At 68.6% G+C, this 23451-nt stretch carries 1 protein-coding gene (only partly in view); it reads left to right on the top strand.

From position 1 onward, the window contains the following. A protein-coding gene (locus DL991_RS27395; protein WP_125787224.1) for a hypothetical protein crosses the window boundary here: on the top strand, positions 1-23451 show its 3' portion. The gene continues 10434 nt to the left of window position 1, outside the view; only the last 23451 of its 33885 coding nucleotides appear in the window; its start codon lies beyond the left edge, outside the window; it ends in the stop codon at positions 23449-23451.

Genomic DNA, 23451 nt, shown 5'->3' with positions numbered 1-23451 from the left:
AACGTCAAGACGATCATGATGCGGTTGTCGGTCGATCCCGGTGGCCCCGCGCCGCGGCTGTCCCAGCTCGTCGGCGCCCGTGGTCACGCGTGGGCGGAGTTCGTGCTGCCGAGCGGCGCCAAGGAATCGATCGGGTTTTACCGGCCCGACGGCGAAAACCCGGCGGTGCGGCTCGGCGACACCGGGCACACCGCGTCCGCGAGCTACGAGGTGTGGGTCTCGCCCGAAGACGCGTTGCGCGCCCTGGATCATTCGCTGCGGCACCTGCGAACCCCGTATCAGGCGCTGTCGTTCAACTCCCTGCGGTTCGCGAGCGGGTTGTTCGAACGCGCCACCGGTACGCCCGCTCCGTCGGCGGGTTGGCTGACGACCGGGCCCGAAGATCTCGACCGTCGGCTGCGGGAGATGATCGGAGGCGTCGAAGAGCAGGCCGACGCCGACCTGCTCGACCCGAACGTGGACGCGCTCTTCCGGCCCGGCTCGGACGTCGTCGACCCGGTCGCCCTCAGCGCTCTGTCGAGGTTCGTCCGTTCCCTGGCGGAGGAACTGCGGACGCGGCCGCCCGCCGGACGGCTGATCGCGATGGTCGTGAAGCGTGGGCAGGACGGCGATCTGGCGGTCCAGCGGGGGACGAACCTGGAAGCCGCGCTGCGCACCGCCCTGGAATCCGCCGCGGTCGACCACGGCCTCGCGCTCGACCACCTACCGATCCGGGTCACCTACCTGCAGGACGACACGAAGGCCGAGTCGGCGACGATCGGTTATGCCCGGACGGAGCCGGGTGACGGCATCCCGCCGGGGCAGTCGGTCCAGAACTGGCTGAACGAGCAGGTCGTGGCTACCCAGGTGGTCCAGCAACGCACGGTCGCTCAGTACCTCATGCGCTCCGGGCTCCCGGACGCCCTCGACCGGATACGGGTCTTGAACGCGGACCGGCCGGTGTTCCGGTTCCAGGTGAAGACCCGGCACCGGGACGTGGCCGCCCAGTACACCGGCCATGCCTGGGTCGAGATCCACGACCCCTTCGGCAACGGGACGCTCATCGACTTCGCGCCGGAGGATCCTCCTTCACCGCAGTGGGCGACCGTGCCGGGCACGGTCTCCGTGCTGCCGGTGAGGGACAAGCCCACCACCTACAGCGCGGAATACCTGGTGAGCGCGAACGACGTCATCCGGGGGCTGGGGCGGGTGCTCGCCCTCTCGGGACGGCCGTACCGGTTGACGAGCCACAACTGCACGACCTTCGTGCAGGACGTGTATTCGGCGGTCCGGGGGGCACCCGCCCCCGGCGCGGGCCGCTGGGTCCAGGGGCCGACCGACCTCGAGCGCACGCTCCGGCGCGGCGCGTCCCACATCACGGTCCGGCCGTCCGACGCGGCCTTCCCGACGGGTCCCGTCCCGGCCGCCCCGCCGCGTCGCGCCGAACCGGCTCTTGCCGCGGACATCGTGGCGGGCTATCGCGAGATCACTGCGGATCTGCCGCATTTCCGCTTGTCCGACAAGGATTTCGACATCGCTCTCGCCGAGTTCTCCCGGCTGGCGGGCACCGGCGATCTCCGGCAGGGGCCCGATCTCGACCTTCCCCTGGAGCAGTTGGACAACGCGCTCGGAGAGCTGGAAGAGCGGGCGGAGGCCGCGACAATCCCCGAGGAGCAGTCACGGCTCCGGCTGCTTTCCCGGCAGGTGCGGGCGCTGGCCAACGACGCCCTGCTGCTGTCCGCCTTGGCGCCGACCCGCGACACGGTCCTGGAACTTCTTGCGCAGCAGCGGGTGCGGAGCATGCTGGCCGAAGTCGCGACGATCATCCACAGTGGACAGGACCCGTTCGCCGCCGAGGACTCGCCGTGGCGCGGCCTCGACTACGACCGGACCGCGCCGCTGCCGCGCAGGCTGGCCGAACTCATACTGGTGGACACGCCGCCGGTCGTGGTCCAAACCCTGCGTGAAGACCCGCTGTTCCAAGACCTGATGCGGAATCCGGAGGCGCTGGCCGACGCGCTGTTCGCCGCTTCCGGCGGTTTCGAGTCGGCGTTCGCGGCCGCCGAGCTGGACCAGGATGGGGTCCCGCCGTCGGTCACCCTGGACCGGGTGCGCGATCAGCTCCGACGGAACGTGCCGTCCGAGCTGATCGAAGACCTGACGGCGCTCAACGGCTTCGAGAACGGCCTGAACGCCGTCGCGGTGCTGTTCGCCGCGCCGGTACCCGCCGATCCGGAGGTGCGCCTCGTGGTCGGCGGGACGCCGCGTTCGGTGACCCGTCAGGCTGGCAAGCCGTGGACGCGTGAAGACGCGACGAGGCAGTGGTGGCAGTCGGCGGATCCGGCGGTGTCCGTCGACCACCGGATCGCGAATCCGGTGACTCGCCAGGACATCGGCGCTTCGCACCGGGAGACGCCCGCGGTGACCGTCCGGTCCGAGGACGGCGGGTTGAACCGGTCGGGACGACCTTGGCGGGCGACGATCGGCTACGACCTGCGCCGGTTCGAGGTCGAACGCGACGGCCACGAACCCGTGCGGGTCCGGCTGCACACGGTCCGTCTTCGGCTGGACGTCAGCGGACAGTCCGAAGTGGACACCACGAACTTCAAGACCCGGGTCGAAGCGGCGGTGAACGACCAGTACAACCGGGGCTACCGGCTGCCCGACGGCGAGCAGCTGCTCGCCGAGGTCGAGTTCACCGATCGCGAGGACGCGCACGGCACGGTCTTCGTGACCGGCCCCGGCACACCGGTCGACCAACGGCACTGGCCATCGGACGGGACCGGGGTCCAGTTCGCGCACGAGGTCGGGCATTACCTCGGCCTGTACGACGAGTACTTCCTCGACGAACGCGTGGTCGCCGAGGTTCCGGTCTTCCAGCACGCCGTGGGCGCGGGCCGGGTCGCCACCGGGCCGGGCCTGATGACCGCGGCCGCCATCACCGGCGACGTCGTCCTCGAACCACGCAACCTCCAGCTGATCTCGGACCGGGCCCGCGCGCTCGTCGGAGACGATCCTCAACCGGTACGGCAACTTCGGCGCGGCGAACGGGAGCCCGGCTTCCTCGCCACCGAGGAGGAAGCGCAGGAGTTCCTCGCTCAGGAGAAGATGGCCGGCTACCTGAAGCAGGTCACCCAGGTGCTGAAGGACAGCCCGCATCTGGCGTCGACGGGTGCGGCGGAACTGGCCGCCATCCGCGCGTACACGCATACGCAGTCCGGGGTCATCGACAATTACCTGGCGGGGAAGGAAAGCCCGGACCACGCGGCGCCACTGACCCGGCTGCTGGCCTCGGCGGTGACCCGTTTCCCGGCCCGTCACACCGGAGTCGTGACCCGGGTCATGGGTTTGCCGATAGCGGCCGCCAAGGAACTGTTCGTCGAGAACGGGCGGTACACCGACCACGGCTTCTTCCGCGGCATGCGGGGCGAGGGCCGGTTGTACCAGGGCAAAAAGGTGATCGTCACCGCCCTGGTCCACGACGGCGCCTGCATCGCCTCGGCGTCCAACCGGCCCAGCGAACGCGAGGTCCTGCTTCCGCCGGGGACCGAATTCGACGTCCTCAAGGTCGCGGAGGTCGGCGACGAGCTGCACGTGAAGGTGCGGCAGAGCGAAGCCACGCCCACCCGGATCGGCACGCCGTTCACCGGTTCCCCTGGCGACGGCCCGGCCGCGAACGGCATCGAGGACCGGCTCGCCTTGGGCAAGGTGGTCAGCGAGGCGGACGAGCTGGCGCCGGATCTGGCGAGCCGCGACACCCGGGCGCACCGCGACAAGATCGTGCGTGCCCGGCGGCGGGCCCTGCGCGAGGCCGGGCCGCCCAGCCGGATCAAGGTGACCACGTGGCGCTCGGCCGCCGAGCTGGACGCGTTCCGGAAGGGCCGGTTCGTCACCGAACCGACCGTGCTGATCGCCGGGGACGGGCCGGGCAACGTCACGTTCGTCATCGACGACGCCCGTGCCGTGCCGCGGGAGGACGGCAGCATCCTGCCGCCGGGGTCGGCGTTCGAGGTCGTCGAGGTCTCCAGGGCTGCCGAATGGGACAAGCCGACGGTGATCCACCTGCGTCACCTCGACCCGGTCGAGGTGGTCGATCAGCCAAGTCCGGTCGCGCGGGTCCGGACCGTGGACGAGCAGGCAGGGAAGGTCGTCGACGTCCTCCGCCGCGGCTTGCGCGAACGGGACGGCGACCTCCACCTGACCGCCGTCGAAGCCCTCGTCGAGCAGCACCCGGATCCCGGCCGGGTATGGCACGCGGCGCTGAAGGCCGTCGTCGGCGATCCGGATCTCGCGCAGCGGGTCCGGACGATCACCTACCAGCGGCGGGAAGGCGGCGCCGTCCGGTCGGTCACCTTGCCGGACTCGGTATGGGATCTGCTGGCGGTGCCGGGCGACTCGCTGGAGCAGTCCGGTGACGAGATCACCGAACCCGTCCGGATCGTGCCGCCTCCGACGGCGGGCGCCCTCATCACCGAAGCCTGGCAGCGGGACGCCGTGCGCTGGAGCGAGCTCCTCGACGAGGACGCGAACGGTCAGGCCGCACCGGATCCCGCGCGAAGGGACACGGATGGATTCCCGGCCACGCGGGGCGAGGCGTGGGCGAACCTGCTCGGTGCGCGCCAAGCGTTGAGCCGGGTGGAAGCGGCGCACGCGGAACTGTCGGCCCGTCTCGCGCCGGGTGGCGCGGGAGGTTCCCGGGACGCCGAGCGCGTCTCGGACTCCGAAGCCGCACTCGACGTGGCGCGGGACCGGCTCGGCCTGGCGACGGCCGATCTCCGTGCCTGGGGCAACGATCCTCACCGGCTGGACCGGGCCTATCAGGAGTGGCGCGAGGTTTCGCTCAAGGAGCGGCCCCGGTTGCTCGGTGGCGCTGTCGACGGTCCCCGGAACCACGGGCTCGGCGACACGGACGGCGGCGGTCAGGCCGAAACCGAACTCGAAGACGAGCAGGCTGAAGAGCCGGTCGCGACGTCGTTCCGCGCGGCGGCGGTGTCCGGTGGCGACGGCCGGCACCTGACCGAGGCCGACCTGAAGGTGGCCGTCACCGACACCGCGGCACGGCTGGACCGGGTGACGCGGAGGCTGACCGGCCGGGTGTTCTCGATCCCGGACACGCAGGCGTCGTCCCGGCCGAGCCGTGCCCATGCCGACGAGATCGCCCAGGTCACCGAAGAAATCACTGATCACCGGGCGTATCTCGACTCCCGTAACGCCGAGCTGGCCGTCCTCAAACGCGCCATGGTCCGGGCCGAACACACCGAACTCGCGGCCGTCGAGGCCGAGCGGATCGACGAAGACACCCCGGCCCGATTCCGGGAGACGAGCGAAGAAGACCGCGAGAACGCCGTCCGCGAACACGCCGAGGTGGCCGAAGACGTCGCCGAACTGGAGACGGAACTCGATGTCCTGATCCGCCGCCGGATCGAGCTGCGGACGACGTCGGCCGCGCTCGAAGCCGACGCTCGCCGGGCCGCCGCGGCGGCGTTGGAACAGGTGTACCGGCCCCCGGCCAGCGCGGGGATCGACGACGTGACACCGGCGATCGGGTCGGCAGAGGACGGGGAACTGGCCGCCGAGTTCGTGCGGCTGAGCGGCAGGCTCGACGCCCTGCGGGCCGAACTCTCGGAGGTACTCGGCCGCGCGAAGGACGGCTCGGACACCTGGCACGAGCCGCTTTCGCGCACCAGACCCGGGATGGCGCCCGCCGTCCCGGATCCCCGGCTCCGGGCCGTCGCGCGGGTGGAGACCGTGCACGTGGCCGTCGGGCTGGACTCGCCTCGATCGCTGGCGGCCAAGCGCTGGCAGGCCACCTATGACGAACTGACCGCACAGGGATTCTCGCACGACGACGCGTCCCGCCACGCCACCGAAGTCCACCGGCGCACGATGACGGAGGCAACGGCCGGACGCGTCGACGTCCTGGGCCCGAAGGCCGACGTGCGGCGGATGCGCGCGCCGCTCACCCAGTGGGTCACCGGTGACGACGGGCTTCAGCAGCGGGTGCAGGTCGGCAGGCAGTGGATCACCGAGGTGACCGTCGGGATCGGACTGGTGCCGCTGCCCACCGCGTCGAAGACCGAGGTCGACACGCTCCGGGCCAGGCTCCGCGACGCCCAGATCCTCCTCAACGCCGGTTACCTGCTGCGGAACCGGTCGCAGTTCCGCATCCGGGTCGTCGAGAACGAGTCCCCGGAGTTCACCTTCACCGTCGGCGATGTCGTGACCGAGTGGGAGGCGGACCGGCACCTCACCACCGAAGCGACGGACCAGGAGATCGCCGGACGACTGCTCGGCCTGCTCGGGGTGACAGCGGACGAGACGGTCGCTCGGCTCGACGCCGGACTGTGTGATCAGCTCGACGGTGTGCTGAACGCACCGGTGAAGTCCGTGTCGCCGGCGTTCTTCTCCGGGGGACCGCGCCGCACCGAGCCCCGGCCCGAACTCGTGCTCGACCCGGCGCGGGACACCGGTGAACAAGCACTCGCCGGACTCGCGGCGGAGCTGGCACACCACGCGCGGTGGCGGCACGGGAAGAACCGGGCGATGCCCGTCGTCACGCTCGTGATGGACGGCGATCGCGACGCCCTGCGGGAACTGCTGCTGACGGAGGTGCGACGAAAGCTGGCGGACACCGGCATCACCGCGCCGCTGACCTTCGCCGAACCCGCCGCCACGGACGTCCCCTCGGACGGCCAAGTCCGGTTCTTCGTCGACTGGGCACCGGACGGTCCGGCGGCACCGATCGAGCGGACCCCGCCCGGCCGCCCGGACGAGAACCACGAGGAGGCCCCGGCGACACTCGCGCACGACGACCGCGTGCGAGTGCTGGACGACGAGCGGACCTGGGCGCACAGCTCGGCCACGCATGCGGACGAGGAAGCCGAGTGGACGAGGCTGACCACGCCGGCGCGGCCGTGGCAATGGCAGAACCTGCGCGCCAACGCGCATTTCGTGACGGTGGAGCAGGTGGACGCCGTCCCGATCACGCGCGTCCAGGACCACTCCGATCCCGGCGGACCCCCTCAGCCTGTCGACGGCCTGATCGCCTATGACCTTCGCCGGTTCAAGGTCGACGGTGACTGGGTGCAGGAGTACACGATCCGGCTGCACCTGGCGAGCGAGTCGGTCGACGACGAAGCGCTCGCCGCGCTCGAGCATCGGGTCCGCCTCGGGGTGGCCGCCCTGTTCAACAACCGGTACCGGCTGCCCAGCGGGGATCAGTTGCACGTGCGGCTGGAATTCCGCGACACGGCCTCGGACGCTCATGCCGTCGTCAAGGTGGCGGCGTCGGGCCGGGCGGGTCAGACCCACTGGTCGGCGGACAACGAGCTGCACATTCTCGCCCACGAGGTCGGTCACTTCCTGGGGATGGTGGACCAGTACCGGATGGTCCACGAAACAGACGCTTATGCCCACCAGGATCGGGATTCCGCGACCCGGCCCCACACGGTGGTACGCCCGGCGGAGCAAGGGCAAGCCAAAGTGCGGGAAACCGTCGCCCTGCTCAACCAGGTCAAGGACGACCGCGGTCTCTACGCCGAGCAGGAGGACGAGCCCGGCGTCGTCGTCCCGCCGCGCGATCTCTGGAAGATCGAGCGGACAGCGCGCGGATACGCCGCGGTACAGGATTCCCTCGACCCGTCCGATTCCCCGGTTGCGGAAGAAACCGTTACCGGAGAACAAGAACTGTCCGCCGAGCAGAAACGCGCGCTGATCTCGTCGATCCTGGAGGTCTCGGTCCGGCTTCCCGGGAATTCGGGGATCTGGCTCGCCGACCCCGCCACCGACGTGACCACGTTGGAGCTGCAGGAAAAGATCGTCCAAGGCCTGCCCGCCGACGACCATTTCTTCACCGTGGTCGCGCATGTCGGCCCCTCCGGGATGCCGGAATTCCTCGGCACGCCCATCACCCCGGACGTCATGGCCGATCTGCTGAGTCACCTGCACGCCGGGAACGTGTGGTCCTCGGACCGTGAACTGCGCTTCGTTTCCTGCGGCCTCGGCGCGGAATCGCGGGAGTACGTCCCCGCCGTGCTGCGCGACCTCGAAGTGGAGGTGACCTCGGCCTACGCGGCGACCACCAGGGTGTGGGGGGTGCCGAACCTGAGCGGCCAGGGCGGCAACGCCTACGATCTCGTGGTCGCGGGCCAGGTCGGGTTCGACGCTTCGGGCAGGCCGGTCTTCACCGATGACGGACTTTGGGTGCAATACGTCCTCGACGAGGACGGTGAGGTCTTCCCCGTCGAGCATGGCGCTCATCTGGTGGCCGGGCCGGACGGCAGGCTGACCACGCCGGACCTCCCTGGCTACGGGATCGTGGACGACAGCCAGTCGATCGACAGGCTGATGCCCGGAGCCTTGCCGTTCGGTTCGCTCACCCGACTTCCCGGCGCGGACGATTTCGAGGACCGGTACGACACCGTCTTCGACGGGTTGCCGAATCTCGCGACCGACGACCTCGGTGCCCGCTTGGACCAGCTGTCCCGGCTGGCCGAGGGCGGCCGTCTGGAGAACTACACCGACGCGGTACTGGAGTCGGACGGGATTTCGGCCGCGTTGAGCCGGATCGACCAGAACCTGGAGAATCTCGCCGACGCGGGCACCCGGGCGAAGGTGCGGTCGCTGGTGAACGACGCGGTCCTGGCGGCGTCGCTGGTGCCGTCGCGGGAGCAGGACGTCCCGGACAATTCCCGGTTCCGCCTGTCGACCGTGCGCGACCGCCGCGTCCTGCAGCCGCTGTCGATCGACCGGCTCCAGCAGGTGCTCGGCGACATCGCCGTGAACGTCGAGGCCGGCCGCGATCCGTTCACCACCGACAGGTCGACCGTGCAGGGGATCGACTACCGGCCGGATGAAGGGCTGCCGCAGCGGTTGGCACGGCTGGGACTGACGAACCTCACCTTCGAAGGCCGCACCACCCTCCAGGAAGACTCGCTGTTCCAGGTACTGCTGGAGAATCCCGTCGCGTTGACGGAAAGCCTGTTCGCGGCCACCGGGCACGACGAACAGCACTTCATGAACACCTGCGGTGCCGCGGCCACGAACACCGACGTGCGCACCGTGGTCCCGACCATCGCGGGGCTGCTGATGGTCGGCCGTGGCGTCGTCGAACGGGTCCGGAACCAGCTGGACGTGACGTCGCCGGAACGACTGGCCCGCCGCGATCGCCCGCTGGGCAGGTCGATCGGTGACCTGGCGCGCAAACGTGTCGCCGAGGCCGTCACCCGTTTCGAGGCCATCGAGAACCGTGCGAAACAGCTGGCGGCGCAGGAGACCAGCGGCCCCGCTCAGCGCGCGGAATGGGCGGACTTCACCTCGAAGTGGAGCCGCACCATGCAGAAGCTCGCCGCGGTGATCTGGCTCAACCGCGGCGATGGTTCCTCCGTTCCGGTACTGACCAGGAAGATCGTGCCCGGCGCGTGGGAGCTGAGCGTTCCCTTGTTGCTGCCGGTCGCCTTGGACCGGCCGGACCGGCGCACGGCCGGGTTGGAGGACGTCCCGTTCCGCGAGACCGCGTTCCAGCCCGTCGCGTCCACGCCGCGAGAGCGTTATCGCGGCCAGCAGTGGACGGAGCCCCCGGAGCCGGTGTCGCCCTACCTCGCGACGTCCGCCGAGACATTCTGGGACCGGATCCGGTCGGGCACCGGTGTCCGGATCTTCACGACCGGGCACGAAATGGTCCTCAAAGCCGTCGACGACCGCGGCGAGCGGATGTTCGTGGTCAGTGACCCGAAGAAAGCCCAGTTCGACTACCTGACCATCGACCAGTTCGTCCGGTTCGCGAAGCACAACGGCCTCATGGCCGGAAAGGACGTGCAGGAGGACCGTGCCGTCACGGTGCCCAGCCCGTCCGGTCCGGTGGAGGCGGTGATCAATGAGCCCGAGCCCGAGCCCGAGCCCGCTCCCGCCGATCCGGTCACGCTGTCGGCCGACGCCGTACTGGACGGCGCGACCCGGTTCGGCGACGACACCGGGATCTGGCTCGATGACCCGGCGACCGATCCGGCCGCACGCGAACAGCAGCGGAGGGCGGTCGAAAGCCTCCGCGAGGACGAGCGGTTCTACACGGTGGTCGCGCATACCGGTCCCAGCGGGATGCCGGAATTCCAGGGACAGCCGATCACACCGGAGGTGATGGTCGAGCTACTGGCGCGTCTTTCCCGCGAGCGGGTCTGGGCCGGCAAGCCCTTGCGGTTCGTCGCGTGCGGACTGGGTTCACCGGACATCGAAGGCTATGTGTCCACCGTGCTGCACGGTCTCGCGGACAAGGGCATCGTCGCGGACGCGTACGCGGGGGATACGGCCGTCTGGTCCACTCCCGGCCGGGACGGGAACGAACTGGTGGTGGCGAGCCGGATCGGTTTCCAGGAGAACGGTTTGCCCGCCGTCGTCGGCGACGGCCGGTGGCTGCGGTTCCGGTTCGCCGAGGGCGGGCGTACCGAGATCGAGGTGACCGAGCACGATTCCTATCTCGTCGTCGGGGACGACGATCCGCCGCTGTTCCGGAAGGCGCCCGGTGGTTTCGACGTCGTCCCGACGGCCGAGGGCCATCTGGTCGACCTCTCCATCCCCGATTCGATACCGTTCGGGACGGGGCGGGAGAACGGCGTCGGCCTGCCGGAAACCGTGCAGGCGAAGCTCGGCGAGTTCGCCCGGCTGATCACCGCGCGGCCGTCGCCGCCGCCGGTGGAGGTGCGGGGCAGGCGCGGGGATTCGCGACTGGCGGCGATCGTCAGGAAGCTGCGGTCGTTCTTCTCCGGGAACGATGTCCGGCTGCGGGTGATCGCCTCCGGCACGGAGCCCGGCGTCCTCGTGTCCACGATCATTCCGGCGGCGGACTCCGGTGACGGCACGACGTTCGGCGAACCGGCCGGGGTCACCTCCGACGAACTTCTCGAACACGTTGCCGCACCAGGGAACCGGACCCTCCGGATCAGTACCGGCCCGGAGCGGGCCTGGCGGCTGGACATCGGTGATCAGGTCACCGTGCGCCGGGGCGAGGGTGAGCCGGTGCGCCTGCCGAGGGCCGAGTTCGCCGAGCGGTTGTCCATCGTGCTGGAACAGCGACGGCGGGGACGGCCCGACGCAGGGTTGGAGCACTCGCTGTTCGGCGACACGTTGAGCACGGTTGAGTGGGGCGAAGTCTCGTTCAGCGTGGAGATCGGTGCCGAACGGATGCCGACCCCGACGGAGATCGAGCGGGACTACGGACTCGACACGGCGTCGCAGCGCCGTTTCCAGAAGACGGCGGATTCCGCCGGAACTACGTTCGACGTACGGCCGGTGAACCCGGACGCGCTCCGTCACGCGCTCCAGGGCGCCCGGCCCGCGCCCGCCGGGCTGGCCGCCAGGACGGTCACCACCTGGGACGTCCACCTCGGCATGCCGGCGGAGGCCATCGGCCTGGCCGCCAGGTTCGCGCCGCAGCGCCCGAACCTGGCCGAGCTTTCGCCCGAGGTCCGAGTCAGGGTCACTCGCCGTTACTATCAGCGCTGGGAGGAGTACACCAGCCAAGCGGACACCCTCCCGGCAGGCCACCGCGTCTTCGGCGGTGTCGTCCAGACGAAGACTCCGGACGGCTGGGTGTCGTTGATCGGAACCGGCTCGCGGCACATTCGCCTTCCGGACGGCGACAGCTCGATGCTGACCGACGACACCGAGCAGGACGCGCCGCTGCTCGGTTCCGCCGTCCACACGACACCGCTGGGCCGTGCCGGTATTCCCGCCGGTGTCGACGTCGACGAGGCGGGCGAACCGCTGATCCGGTTCGCGCCCGGGACGCCGCCGCGACCAGTGTCCTTTGAGGACGATGACCCCGAAGTGTCCCGTGTGGACTCTCCGGAGACGAGGTTCGACGAGCTGCGCGAACTCGCCATGGAGCGGCCTTCGGACGGGTACTGGGACGCGTTGCAAGAAATCCTGGAGGACGGCGCGGAGAACGGCGACACCGAGGCCGCCGCCGCGGTGCCCGTTGCCTCGTCCGCCCCGGTATCGACGGGAAGTACGCTCGAGTACGAGATCGAGTCGGACGGATCCGAGCCGCCGTTCACCCGGTTCGAGCATTACGGCAGCGTGACGGAGATCGAGGAGTTTCCCTTTGTCGTACCGGAAATTCGCCGTGAGGTCGTCGAGCACCCGCTGATCGAATTCTCCGGGGACAACACGTTCGGGATGCCCGAAGTGTCGCATCGGGGGCATTTCATGGAGTTCTACGCGACGCAGGAGCGAGTCGATGCCGCCAATATGCGGCTCGCCGAGATCGGTAGCAAGGTCACTCTCGAAACCAATCCCGGTAACAAGGTGCGAGCCGGTGGGCGGACACTGGTAATGGTCAAACCCTATTTCCGGGACTCGCCCTCCGCGGTGTGCAGTGAGTTCGCCGGCGCGATCATGGGGGCGCCGCCCCGGCAAGCGGTACTACGGCCTGCCGAGGGCCCGCCTGTGCTCGGCCCGATGCGTGATGGTGGAGCGCTGCTCTATCACGGTACTCACGAGATCGCGGACGCGCTGGCGAAATTCGCCGGAGACCCCGGCGCCGATTCGGTCATCGACTCCCATCAGGTCGCCGCGGCGATGACGTCCGCGGGTATCAACAGCCCGCAACCGGGCAAGGAATACGGAAAGGCCCTGCGGACCGGCACGGACACGCGTGCCCGTCTCGATCGGGCGGCCGCGGTTCTGGGGGTGAACCAATACGCGTGGGCCGCTCCTGGTGAGGCGTATGTCGCCCAGTCGATCGCCGTTCCCGGCAAGGACGGGCCCGACTACAGCATGATCTACTCGACTCAGGTGCCGACGTCGAACAGTACGACCTGGGGCTACCATCTCAGCGCGGTCGTCCTCAACTCCGACGATGACCAAGAGCAGCTCAACATCGAGATCACGCGTGGAGCGAGGGCCCGCGCGGACCTCCTCGACCGGGCCGTCCGGGCGAACCTGAACACTCGTGGTGCGGAGCTGGACACCGAAATCGAGCGGTATGAGCCCGGCACGTTGCAGTGGCGCTATTGCGACGCCTTGCAGACGATGCGTGACATCGAGGCCGGAATCGAACCTCATCGCCGAGAAGAGAACAGGCAGTGGCGTGACGCGAGGGCGGTCGCGCGACAGGCCCTTGCCGGGCTGGCCCATGATCGGCTACCCGCCTTGGGAAGAACCTGGCAGGTTCGTAAGTACGACCGTGGCGGTCGTACGTTCTTCGACGCCTGGGGCCGGGTCGATCGGCACGACCAACGTCTGGTACTCGCGAATCCACTGGTCATGGTCGCTACTTCGGTAGTCTCCGCCACGGCTTATCAGGCTCCGGTGGCGGAGGCGCGGGGCCTTGAACCCGCCTTGATCGCCGACGGCACACAGGAGCTGGATTCGATCGCCGCCGGACGTCTCACCTTGCTGGCGAAAGAGGTCGTCAAAACCGCGCTGTGGCGTCACCGCAACAGGTTGCCGATGCCGGAGGTCACTCTCGAGGGCTATGGCAACTCGCGGCTTCACGGCACGCGGACGGGGATGCGGCGTGCTCTGCTCGCCAAGGCCTTCTTCCAGCGTGAGCTGAAACGGCTGCTCGACGAGAAACAGCGGATGTGGCCCGCGGGAGAAAAGCGGCTGACGGCGGGTCGCATCCCGGTCGAGCCGATCTCGCACGGTCGCGCGACGCCGCCTGGCGTACCGGACGCCCGGATCGCCCGGCGGGACGTGCGCGCGGCGATGACAGCGGACAACGGAAAGCGCCGGACGAGTCCGCTGTCCGCCGCGGCGCGGCCTGAACACAAGTCCGGCGCGGCGGTGGAGACGAACGATCAGCCGACCGGATTCTGGGAGTCCGGGGTGCCGAGCACCGGTGAAGCGCATCTGCTCGATCGTTTGGCCGAGCTCGGCTACGGCCCACTGGAAACCCCGTCGGATCTGTTCTGGCTGGGCGTCGAGATCGGCCTGCACCCCAGTGAAGGCCGATCGCTCGGCAACTTCGAAGCCGAGACAGGTATGGAGGCGTGGCAGGTCGCGGGGTTGCTCGCCGAGGCAGGGGGCGAGTTCACCAGGATACGGCTCGCCGCGATCGCCGCGTTGACTGCCGTGACGCGCGCCGATCTGCGGTTGTCCGAACAGGCCACGATCACCGTGGATCACCTCGACCTCACCGCGGACCGGCTCGGCTGGTCCGGCGGTCTCACGGAAGTGCTCGCCCATATCGAGACGGCCGGCTGGCCCGTGACGGCCGATGCGCTGCGTAGGTCTACAGTGGACACACCGGTGGCCGGCTCCGTTTTCGACGCGCTGGTGCCGACGGTGAGCCCGGCGCCCGCGAGCACGGTTCCGCTCGACGGAAACCGCGGGATCAGGCTGGACGACCCGAGGCTGGCCGGAGTCGTCGGCGGCTATCCGACGGACGACCGGTTCTTCACTTTCCTCGCACATGGTGACGCGAACGGTGCTCCGGTGCGGGACGGCTCCGGAACCGGGAGCACGCCGCTGAGCCCGTCCGAGGTGGCCACGTTGTTGCTCCGTGCCAAGGACGACGGGATCTGGGACGGCGAGAAACCACTGATGTTCGCGTCGTGCGCGGCCGGTGGCGGTGGCCGCAAGTCGTTCGCGGCCCGGGTGCTGGCCGAGTTGCGGGCACACGGTATCGACGTGGAGGCCGTCGCTCCGGACGGTCCGGTGTATTTCGTACCCGGCGCGGCCGGAGCCGGTCACCTCGTGGTGACCGGGCACGTGGGGGTGGACGAGGCCGGTCATCCGGTCGTCGCGCCGAACGGGAACTGGATGCATCTCACCGGATCCCGGGGCGAGGCGCTCCCGATCGGCGCGCATATCGTGGTGGAGGAAACGGCGGACTGGCGCACGGAACAGGCTCCCCCCGGCTACGCCACCGGAGCTTCGGTGTCCGGTTTGGACGGTGCGGTGCGGCTCGCCGAAGAGGGCCGGACTCGCGAGGAGATCTCCTTCGAGGAAGGGAGCAAGACACTTTCCTCGGGCGCTCTGCGAAAGGTGAGACAACTCGCGGGACAGATAGCGGAGTCCGCGGTGCGGCGGCGGGATCGCGGGTTGCCGGTTCCCGTGGTGACCGTCGCGGGGGCGGGTAACGGAGCCGTGCTGGGGATCGGGCAAGCCGTCCGGTCGGGGAACGCGCGAGCCGAAGCGACGGTGACCGCCTTGCGCACCGCCGTCGATCGTGAGCTGCGGAGACTCCGAGCCGATCCGGGAGTGCTGCCCGCGGGCAATATCCGGGCCGTCCAAGCCGAGGAGGTGAGCGGGCGGCTTGCCGTGATCACCGTCGATCTCGCTCCAGCGTGGGCTGCGCCGGAGACACCGGTGATCGGTTGGGATCCCGTTGGCGAGCACGACTTCGACTTCGACGCCGGGGTTTCCGCCCAGAGCGCGTCCGTCGGTCAAGAAGCGGACACCGCGCCACGGCCCGACCCGTTGATCACGACGGACTACGAGGTGACCACCCCGGCGGGAGCCGCCGCGAGGCCGTTCGAGGCGTACCAGTCCGTGTACAGCGTGGCGGGCGAGGAGTTCCCGTTCATGGCGACCGCGTCGAAGGAAACCTTCGAACACCCGCCGCTGCACGTGTCCGGTGACGCCACCCTCGCGATCAACGGCTCGGTCCCGTTCAGCTCGCTCACCCCCATGACCGAGTCGAAAGAGTTCTACGCGACCACGGAGATCATCGAGAACGCCCGGGAAGCACTGCGCAAGGTGGGCAGCAAGGCCGAACTGGTGGTCGTGACGGACACCGCGCTGACCGTCGACCGGAACGGGACCCCGGTGACCTTGTACAAGGTCACCGCGTCGTTCGTCGAGCAACCCGGTGACGTCTGCCGCGATGTCGCCAACATGGTGCTCGGCGGGAACCCCGACACCGCGATCTTCAAGAGCCCGTTCGGCCCGAGCGCGACGAGTGAGATCTCCGCCGACCACGGCACCGAGGTCACCGGCACGTACGCCCTCGCCGACAGCATCGCGAACAGGGTCGCGAGCAACGAGGACGTGGGAGAACTCGGCCCGGAGTGGGCGGCGGAGCAGGTCGCCAAGGACACCAGGACGGCAGGCGGTCTCAACCCCGTCATGCCGGGTGAGCGTTACGGCTCGCTGCTCGACCATGCTCCGGACAACGAGCCGAGACGCAGCAAAGCCGACGCGATGGCCCGGCGGCTGGGCATCAACGAACACGCGTGGGCCAAGCCGGGCGAAGGCTATACCGGGGTCTCGGTTCCCTCGGAAGGAGCCGATGGAAAGCCGGTCTTCGAAGTCAACTTCGCCGTCGGTGGTGGCCGTGGTGGCGCATGGGGGTATCACTTCGCGGCCGTCGTCGCCGAGAGTGCCGATGGCACGACACAGATCACGCTGGAGAACTACACGCGCCGCCCGGATTTCGGTCCCAAGATCGCGCTGGCGGTCGAACGGAACCTCACCCAGTACGTCGGCCGGTTCGACGATCTCGTTTCCAGTCTGTCCGCGAGGCTGGAGGACGCGCGGAGCACGAACGACGGCACCGCGACGACCATCGGGATGCACCTCGACCTCGCCACGAAACTGCGTGCGGCCGAGCACCTCGCGAACGACGAAGCGGCGGCACCCGAGGTCGAGGCCGCCAAACAGGCCGCGGGCGGCGCCATGCTCAAACTCGGGGTGCACACCGGGGCCATCCCGCGCAGCTCCGACAAATGGCACTTCAAGATGTATTCGAAGCGTCCCGGTGAAACTTTCCACGAGCAGCAGGCCCGGTACTACGCGCCGGAGGTCACCTGGTCGATGTCGAATCCCCTGGCTTTCGTCGTCGCGGGCGGGCAGGGCGACGCCGGGCCGCAGAGCATCACCTTCCCAGCGGGCTCCAAGGTGTTCCCGGACGGCGAGAAGCTCAAGCTGAACTCGCTCGCCAGGCGGATCGCCAAGACGGCCATCTGGCGCTTCGAGAACGGCCTGCCGATGTCCGCCGTCACGATCACCGGCTACGGCAACGGTTCAACCTTCGGCATCAAGCAGGCGATCAGGACCGGCCAGGCACGCGCGGACTCCACCAAGCAGGCACTGCGCGAGGCCCTCGCGGAACAGCTGGCCAAGCTGCAGGGCGGAAGCCCGGTCGTCGACGCGGACTACCTCGAGATCGTGAGCGAGTCGGGTGGCAGTGAAATCGGTCCGCTCGACGACAGGACGAGCCCGGAGGAAGCCCGCCGTCGCGCCGTCATCACGCTCGACCTGGACCCTCGTGAGCCGCGGACCGGCCAGGCGGCGCCGGTCGTTCACGAGGTCGTTCACGACGAGGACCTGGTGTCGGGTCCGATGGTGACCGTCACGGCGGACATGACTTCCTCCTCGGACGGGTCGCTGGTGCTGGACACCGGTGCGGGGACGGCCGGGGAACTGGAGTTCCTGGCGTCTCCGGCGGTGGTGGCCGCGGCGAACGCGCGGCTGGCGCTGGTGGGCAGCGCCATCCAGCTGGTGGCAGGCCCGGTGGGACCGGACGAGCGGCAGCGGGTCCGGGTGGTCCGCACCGACGAGACCTCGTTGTCCCGGGGCGTGGTGGGTCCCGCGGACGTCGCGAAGGCCGTCATCGGGGGCCAGCCGCGGCAAACGGTGTTGCGTGGCGCCGACGGTGGTTTCGCGACGATGCCGGGCTATGTCTCGGAACGGGTGGACGGGAGCCGCGCGCTCGCGAAGGTTCTGGTGACCGCGGCGAAGGAGGGCGGCGCCGAGGAGCTTTCGCCGTCGAAGGTCGCCGCCCGGATCACCCAGGCCGAGCTGACGAGTGACGAGCCGCTCGCCGAATACGGCGAAGGACTGGCCGTTCCGGCTGTCGCGGCGGGGATGGACCAGGCGGCGAAACGGCTGGGGGTGGGCAAACACGCCGTCGCGCGCGTCGGCGAGACCTACGTGCTGGCACCGGTCGGGGACCGGAACTCCCCGGCCGGGGTCAACCTCAACCAGTATTTCGGTCCGGTCGTGGCGGAAAGCGCCGACGGTCGAGGCAGGCTGGTCGTGGAGGTCGACCCCACCCGGCGAGGAGTCCTGCGGCTGCGGTTGCTCGGGGACGGTGAGGGCGAGAGTTTCCACGAGACCTACACGTCCGGTGCCGACGCGCTCTTCGGCGACGCCCTGACGATGGTGGCGACCGGACACGAGGTGACCGGCCGGTTCGAGATCGAGTTCGATCAGAAGTCGTCGGTACTGGGGGAGGTGACGACCGGGAACGACGTGCTCCGGTCGATCGAGATCGATGGCGAGCCGGTGGACGTGACGCGGCTGACAGATCCCGACTACTACGCGAAGCTGTTGAACAGCCTGGATGAGGACGACGACCGGGCGGACGCGATCGACCGGCCGGGCAATGTGGTCGCCGCGAGGGGACAGCTCGAATCCCTCGTCGACCGTACCGTCGCGCTCGCGCGCTGGCGAGCCGCCGAAGGGTTCGCGCCGCCCGTGCTGAGGGTGGGGGTCCGTGACGGGAACAACCCGTTCAGCCGTGCGGTGGTCATGGGCAGGCGACGCGGTGAGGCGGTGGAGGCGGCACTGCTCGAGCTGATCACCGACCGACTCTCGGCGCAGCCGGATTCGCGGCTTTCAGCGGACGATTTCGAGATCGTGACCGAGCGGGCGGCCGATTCCGGTCGCCGGAGCCTGCTCGACCTCACGGTCGACGACGGCACGGCCCGCAGACGACGCAGTATCACCGTCACCATGGACGCCACCACCTGGAAACGCCTGTCCACAGTGGACGAAATCGAGGAAGAGCCCGAACCGGTAGCGTCCACTGTGGATGCCGCTGGGGTGGGGACGGCTTCGCTGCTGAGGCCGGCTCCGGTCAATCGAAACCTGTCGCAGTTGTCCTCGCAGTCGTCGATCAGCATCAACTCCATCGAGATCACCTATCCGTATCCGGGCAAGGTGCTGAACCGTAATGTCGTGTACTCCGGCCAGCGCGAAGTGCTGACCGTGCACGGCCTGGAACCGGTTCTGGTGGAAGGGGGCACGCCGCACGACGCGTTCCGTGAGGCGCTCGTGGCCAGCTTGCCGCACGGGGCGCTGCTAGAGAACGCGCGTATCATCAAGCAGCTCGACGGATTCGCACTGGCCAACCCGGACAACGTCAGCCTCGACAAGATCGCCGACGCCGCAGGGGTGCGGGTCCATGTGATCAAGCAGGACGGCACCTGGGACGGTCACGGCCCGGCGACCGGGCGACCGGTGCACATCCTGCGCGCCGACGCCGTGAACGCCCACACCTACCTCGGCACGAGAGAAAACGTCCACATCGGACGTCCGAACGTGCGCTACCCCGGTTCGACGGTGCTGCTGACCGAACACGGCCGCAAGGTGCTGCACCGCGGCGAGTTCGAGATCGAGACGATCAGGGGCGAGCACTACGTCCGGCTTTACACCGCGATCCTCAATCCGGCCGATCGCGAGTCGGTGAACAAGGACGTGCACCAGGACAAGAAGGATGGTGTGGTCACGCCGTTCAGCGGCCAGCGGAAGACCGATACCGGACCGAAGGTTTTCTGGGTCGGCGGCGGGCGGCCCCTGCGGGCCGTGCAATGGACCGCGAAGTACGAGACCGACCCGAACCGTGAAGAGCATATGCAGCCGATGCTGCGGTCGTTCCTCGTGCCGCTCGACACGTTTTCGAAGGTCACGAGCCAGTCCGTGGTCGAGGCCGCGGCCTCGGGCAACGAGCTTTCGATGAACGTCGACCAGAACGGCGACACCAATCAGTTCGGTCTGCGGGGTACCCATTTCGCGGACGTGCAGCAAGTGGTGCTCCCCGGTTCGCTCGTCACCTACACCATCGGCGGGCAGGTCACCGTCATGCCGGAGGTCGCGGGCCGTCAGGAGGCACTCGACGACCTCTACGTCCGGCTCGGCCTGCGCCCGAACTTCGACTCCGCGGCGCTCGGCAGGGAGAACGACCCGTGGTTCACCTGGTCCGCCGCCGGTCAGAAGTCCTTCCGCAACGACCCGAAAGCCTTGCGAAGCCTAGCGAGGACGCTGAGCAACCACTACCACACCTGGATGGGCTCACCCGAGGCCTTCTTCAGCCCGCCCGCCGACGTCATTCCCGAGCCCGGCAAGGGAACCGGCAAGGGGGCGGCGCCCAACACCCCGGTGCGACGGCGTGAGGAGATGAACACCTTCCTCAACACGCAGGGTCCCGGCAAGGAGATCGTCGTCCAGCTCGGCGAAAAGCTCTGGACGTCGCTCGACTCCGCTGTCCGCGACCAGGTCGGAGCCGGTGTCCAGGTCAGCGCGGAGGACCTCCGGGCCACCGTGACGAGCCAGCTCAACAGGTCCTTGAACGTCCCGCATCCGGTTCTCGTCGAGGCGACGAAGACGAACGGGCAAGCGGAAACGCGCAAGGTCGACACCGCCGAGAACATCGAAGCGGCCATCAAAGCGGATCCGGAGATTCCGGCGAGGGCGGCGGGCGTCGTCGCCGACGCCGTACTGGACGCGCTGGAAGCGGGATTCGGGCAGGAGGCCCGAAGCGGGGAATTCGGACGAGAACTTCGGAAGGTCGTCCTGCGTGTCGTCCAGGACCGGTTCCAGGGGCTGGCAGGCCCGTGGGCCGCGGAGATCGAGAAGAACGGACGAACGAAGGAAGAAGAGAAAAAGAAGAAAGACGAAGAGAAGAACGGGCCGAAGCCGGATAAGAAGGCGGAGGGCAAGGGCGAGGGCAAAGAGAAGCGCGCGAAGAACTTCCTCACCGGTTTCCGTGCCGAGGAGTTCACCCAGACCATCGCCGCGGACCTCGTCAAGGACGAAGCCTTCAAGAGGCTTCTGCGCGAGACGAACGTGACGATCGGTCCCGATTCCTTCGCCGCGCAGTTCAAGGCCCGGATCCTGTCCAAAGCGATCGAGCCGGTCGTTAAGAGCGACCTCGTCGGCCTCGGGGAAAAGCAACTCGGCGATCACCTTCTCACCAAAATGAAGGAGGTGGCCGACGCGCTGACCAAGGAACTGACGAACAAGAACTCGGCGAGGTTCGGGAGCCCCGACTCGCGCCGCAGGCTCGCCGGGCGGGCCACGACCCTGCTGCAGGACAAGAAACTGCTGGACAAGGTGACCTTCACGCCGGTGAGCCGCGGCACCGCCGACACGTTCATGAAACAGTTGCCGGAATACGCCACGCAGGCGGAGATCGGGTCCGCCATCGCCACCGACGAGCGACGGATCAAACTCGACTTCGACACCCGGAAGAGCATCCTCGTCAACGGTGCGATCGAGGGCGCGCCCTATGAGAACGAATACGCGACCTGGCGCGACAACTACATTCTCGGCTACACACGCAAGCACGATCCGGCCGTGTTCCGCAAGCACCGGCGGATCGGTGGTGAGCTTTCGGAGACGATCAGCACGCAGCTCGAGAACCCGGACGTCCAGTCCGGCCGGGTGATCCTCGACGAGCTGCTGGCGGGGCTGGACGAGGGTGTCACCGACGACCACGCCAAGCTGGCCCGCAAATTCGACGAGACGATCAAACCCCAGCCCGGTCAGCAGGACCAGCCGGGACGGCCCGATCGCGCACCGGGGGAGCTGCGGCCGAACACCTTCAGCGAGCACGCCCAGATGGTGCTCAACCGGTACTTGAAGCTCACCTCCGGCCATGAGGACGCCGACCGGTTCGTCCGCCGTGAAGCGATCGTCAAGGCGATCCTGTTCCACGACATGGACAAGGTGAATTCCAAGCACCAGTACGGCGACGCCCAGGTCAGTCATGATCTGGAACCCGAGCATCGCGGTGCGATCGAGTACATGAACCGCAACGAAGGTCTGTGGGCCAGCCGGCGTGACTTCGAACTGGCGCGCGCCTTTGTCGATTCGGATCCGTTCGGCTACTACTTCCGCGGTATGGGAGGAATGACCGCGCAGGGCGTGTACGACTTCGTGCACAGACTCGCCGTACGTATGGGACGGCCCGACGGCAAGGCGCCGACCGCGACCGACGTCCAGAACCTGTTCCGTGAATTCCACCAGTACTACCAGGCGGATTTCTCCTCCTACAGCGCGCAGGCGAAGTTCGTCAACGACACCGACGGGCAGGTGCAGGAAGGCTACGACAAGCTGACCGGGGTGGCCGTCGTGAACGGTGAGCACGTGCTGGTCGGCGGCGAGCACCGGTTCGCCTATTCAGAGGAGAAGCGTGCCGGCCGGAAGCCGACGTACGAAGAGATGTATCTGGAACTGGCCAAGGTGTTCGAGCAAGCTGTCGCCGACGAGCCCGAGCGGCTCGCCGGGACGGCGGTCGTGGCACAAGGAGCCGATGCCGTCCCTTCGGTGACGGCTCGGGTCTTCGACGGAGTGGCGCGCGACCTCGGCGTGAATCTGTTCGAACTCGAAATGCGGACGATGTATCCGCTCGGGGTGTTGTTCTCGGCTTACGAGCGGGATCCGAACACCCCGGTCGCCGACATTTACCGTTCGTTCGCGGACGGCGGTCTCACCGGGGTGTGCGGTGAGACGGCCAACCTCCTGTTCAGGATGGCGCACGAGCCCACCGATCCGGTGAAGGCGACCGTGTCCGACCTGGCAGAGGTGATCAACGGTGGCGAGGACGTCGGTGTACTGGTGACGACGCGGACGACGCACGCGTTCTACCTGGAGCTACGGGGTGACCGCGCGATCATTCACCAGAGTTATTTCGGGCGGTACAGCCTCGCGCACAGTTTCGCCGCCCATCGGTCCTATCCTCGGGCGGTGCTGGCCGACCGGCTGGTTTCGTTACTCGGCGAGTATCGGAGTGGGGGCGTGCCGGTCGAGCAGGAGGAGGAGTTGTTCGGCGGAAGCCTGCTGGATCCCGCGCAGCGCGAAGACTACGAGCGGCGTGACTGGCGGGTGTTCCAGATCAACTCCGCTCCGTTCCTGGACGAGCGGCTGCAAGCGGAGAGACTGACCGCGGTGGTGGCCGAGCAGCACGCGACGTGGAACGAGATCAAGAACTCGTCGCAGACCGTCGCCCAGAACCTCGGGATGGAACAGGAGGAAGCCGAAACGTCGGACTCCACCAGCATCTTCGAGGCGTTGGTGCCCGCGGCGGTCGAACCGGAGCCATCGGCACCCCAGGGCGACAGGCTCGAGGAGTACCTGGACGGACTGGTCACGACGCGCTTCGCGAGGCATGAAGACGTCGACGTGCTCCTGCGGATGTTCGAGGACGACGCCGGCGGTTTCGTACCGGGTGCCGGACGGCCCGGACTTCCCTGGATGAGGCGGGAGGCGGTGGCGAACCTGCTCTGGGCACGCCGTGACCTGAGCCAGGCCCTGGATGCTCGCCGGTCGTTGGCCGCTCGTGTCGAAAGAGGGGTGGGGAACTCCCGGGACAGCGAGAACCTGGCGCTGGCGAAGACCTCGCTGTCCGAGGCGGAGGCCAGGACCGAGCAGGCCGAGGCCGATCTTCGTGACTGGGGAAACCGCCCGGAGCGACTGGACCGGGTTCTCGCGGAATGGCTCGCCTGGCTGGCCCGGGATCCGGGGTAA

The sequence above is a fragment of the Amycolatopsis sp. WAC 01375 genome (assembly GCF_003947325.1).
Taxonomy (GTDB): Bacteria; Actinomycetota; Actinomycetes; order Mycobacteriales; family Pseudonocardiaceae; genus Amycolatopsis.
Note: the sequence above shows the minus strand (reverse complement) of the source record. Positions and strands in the feature narration are given on the sequence as shown.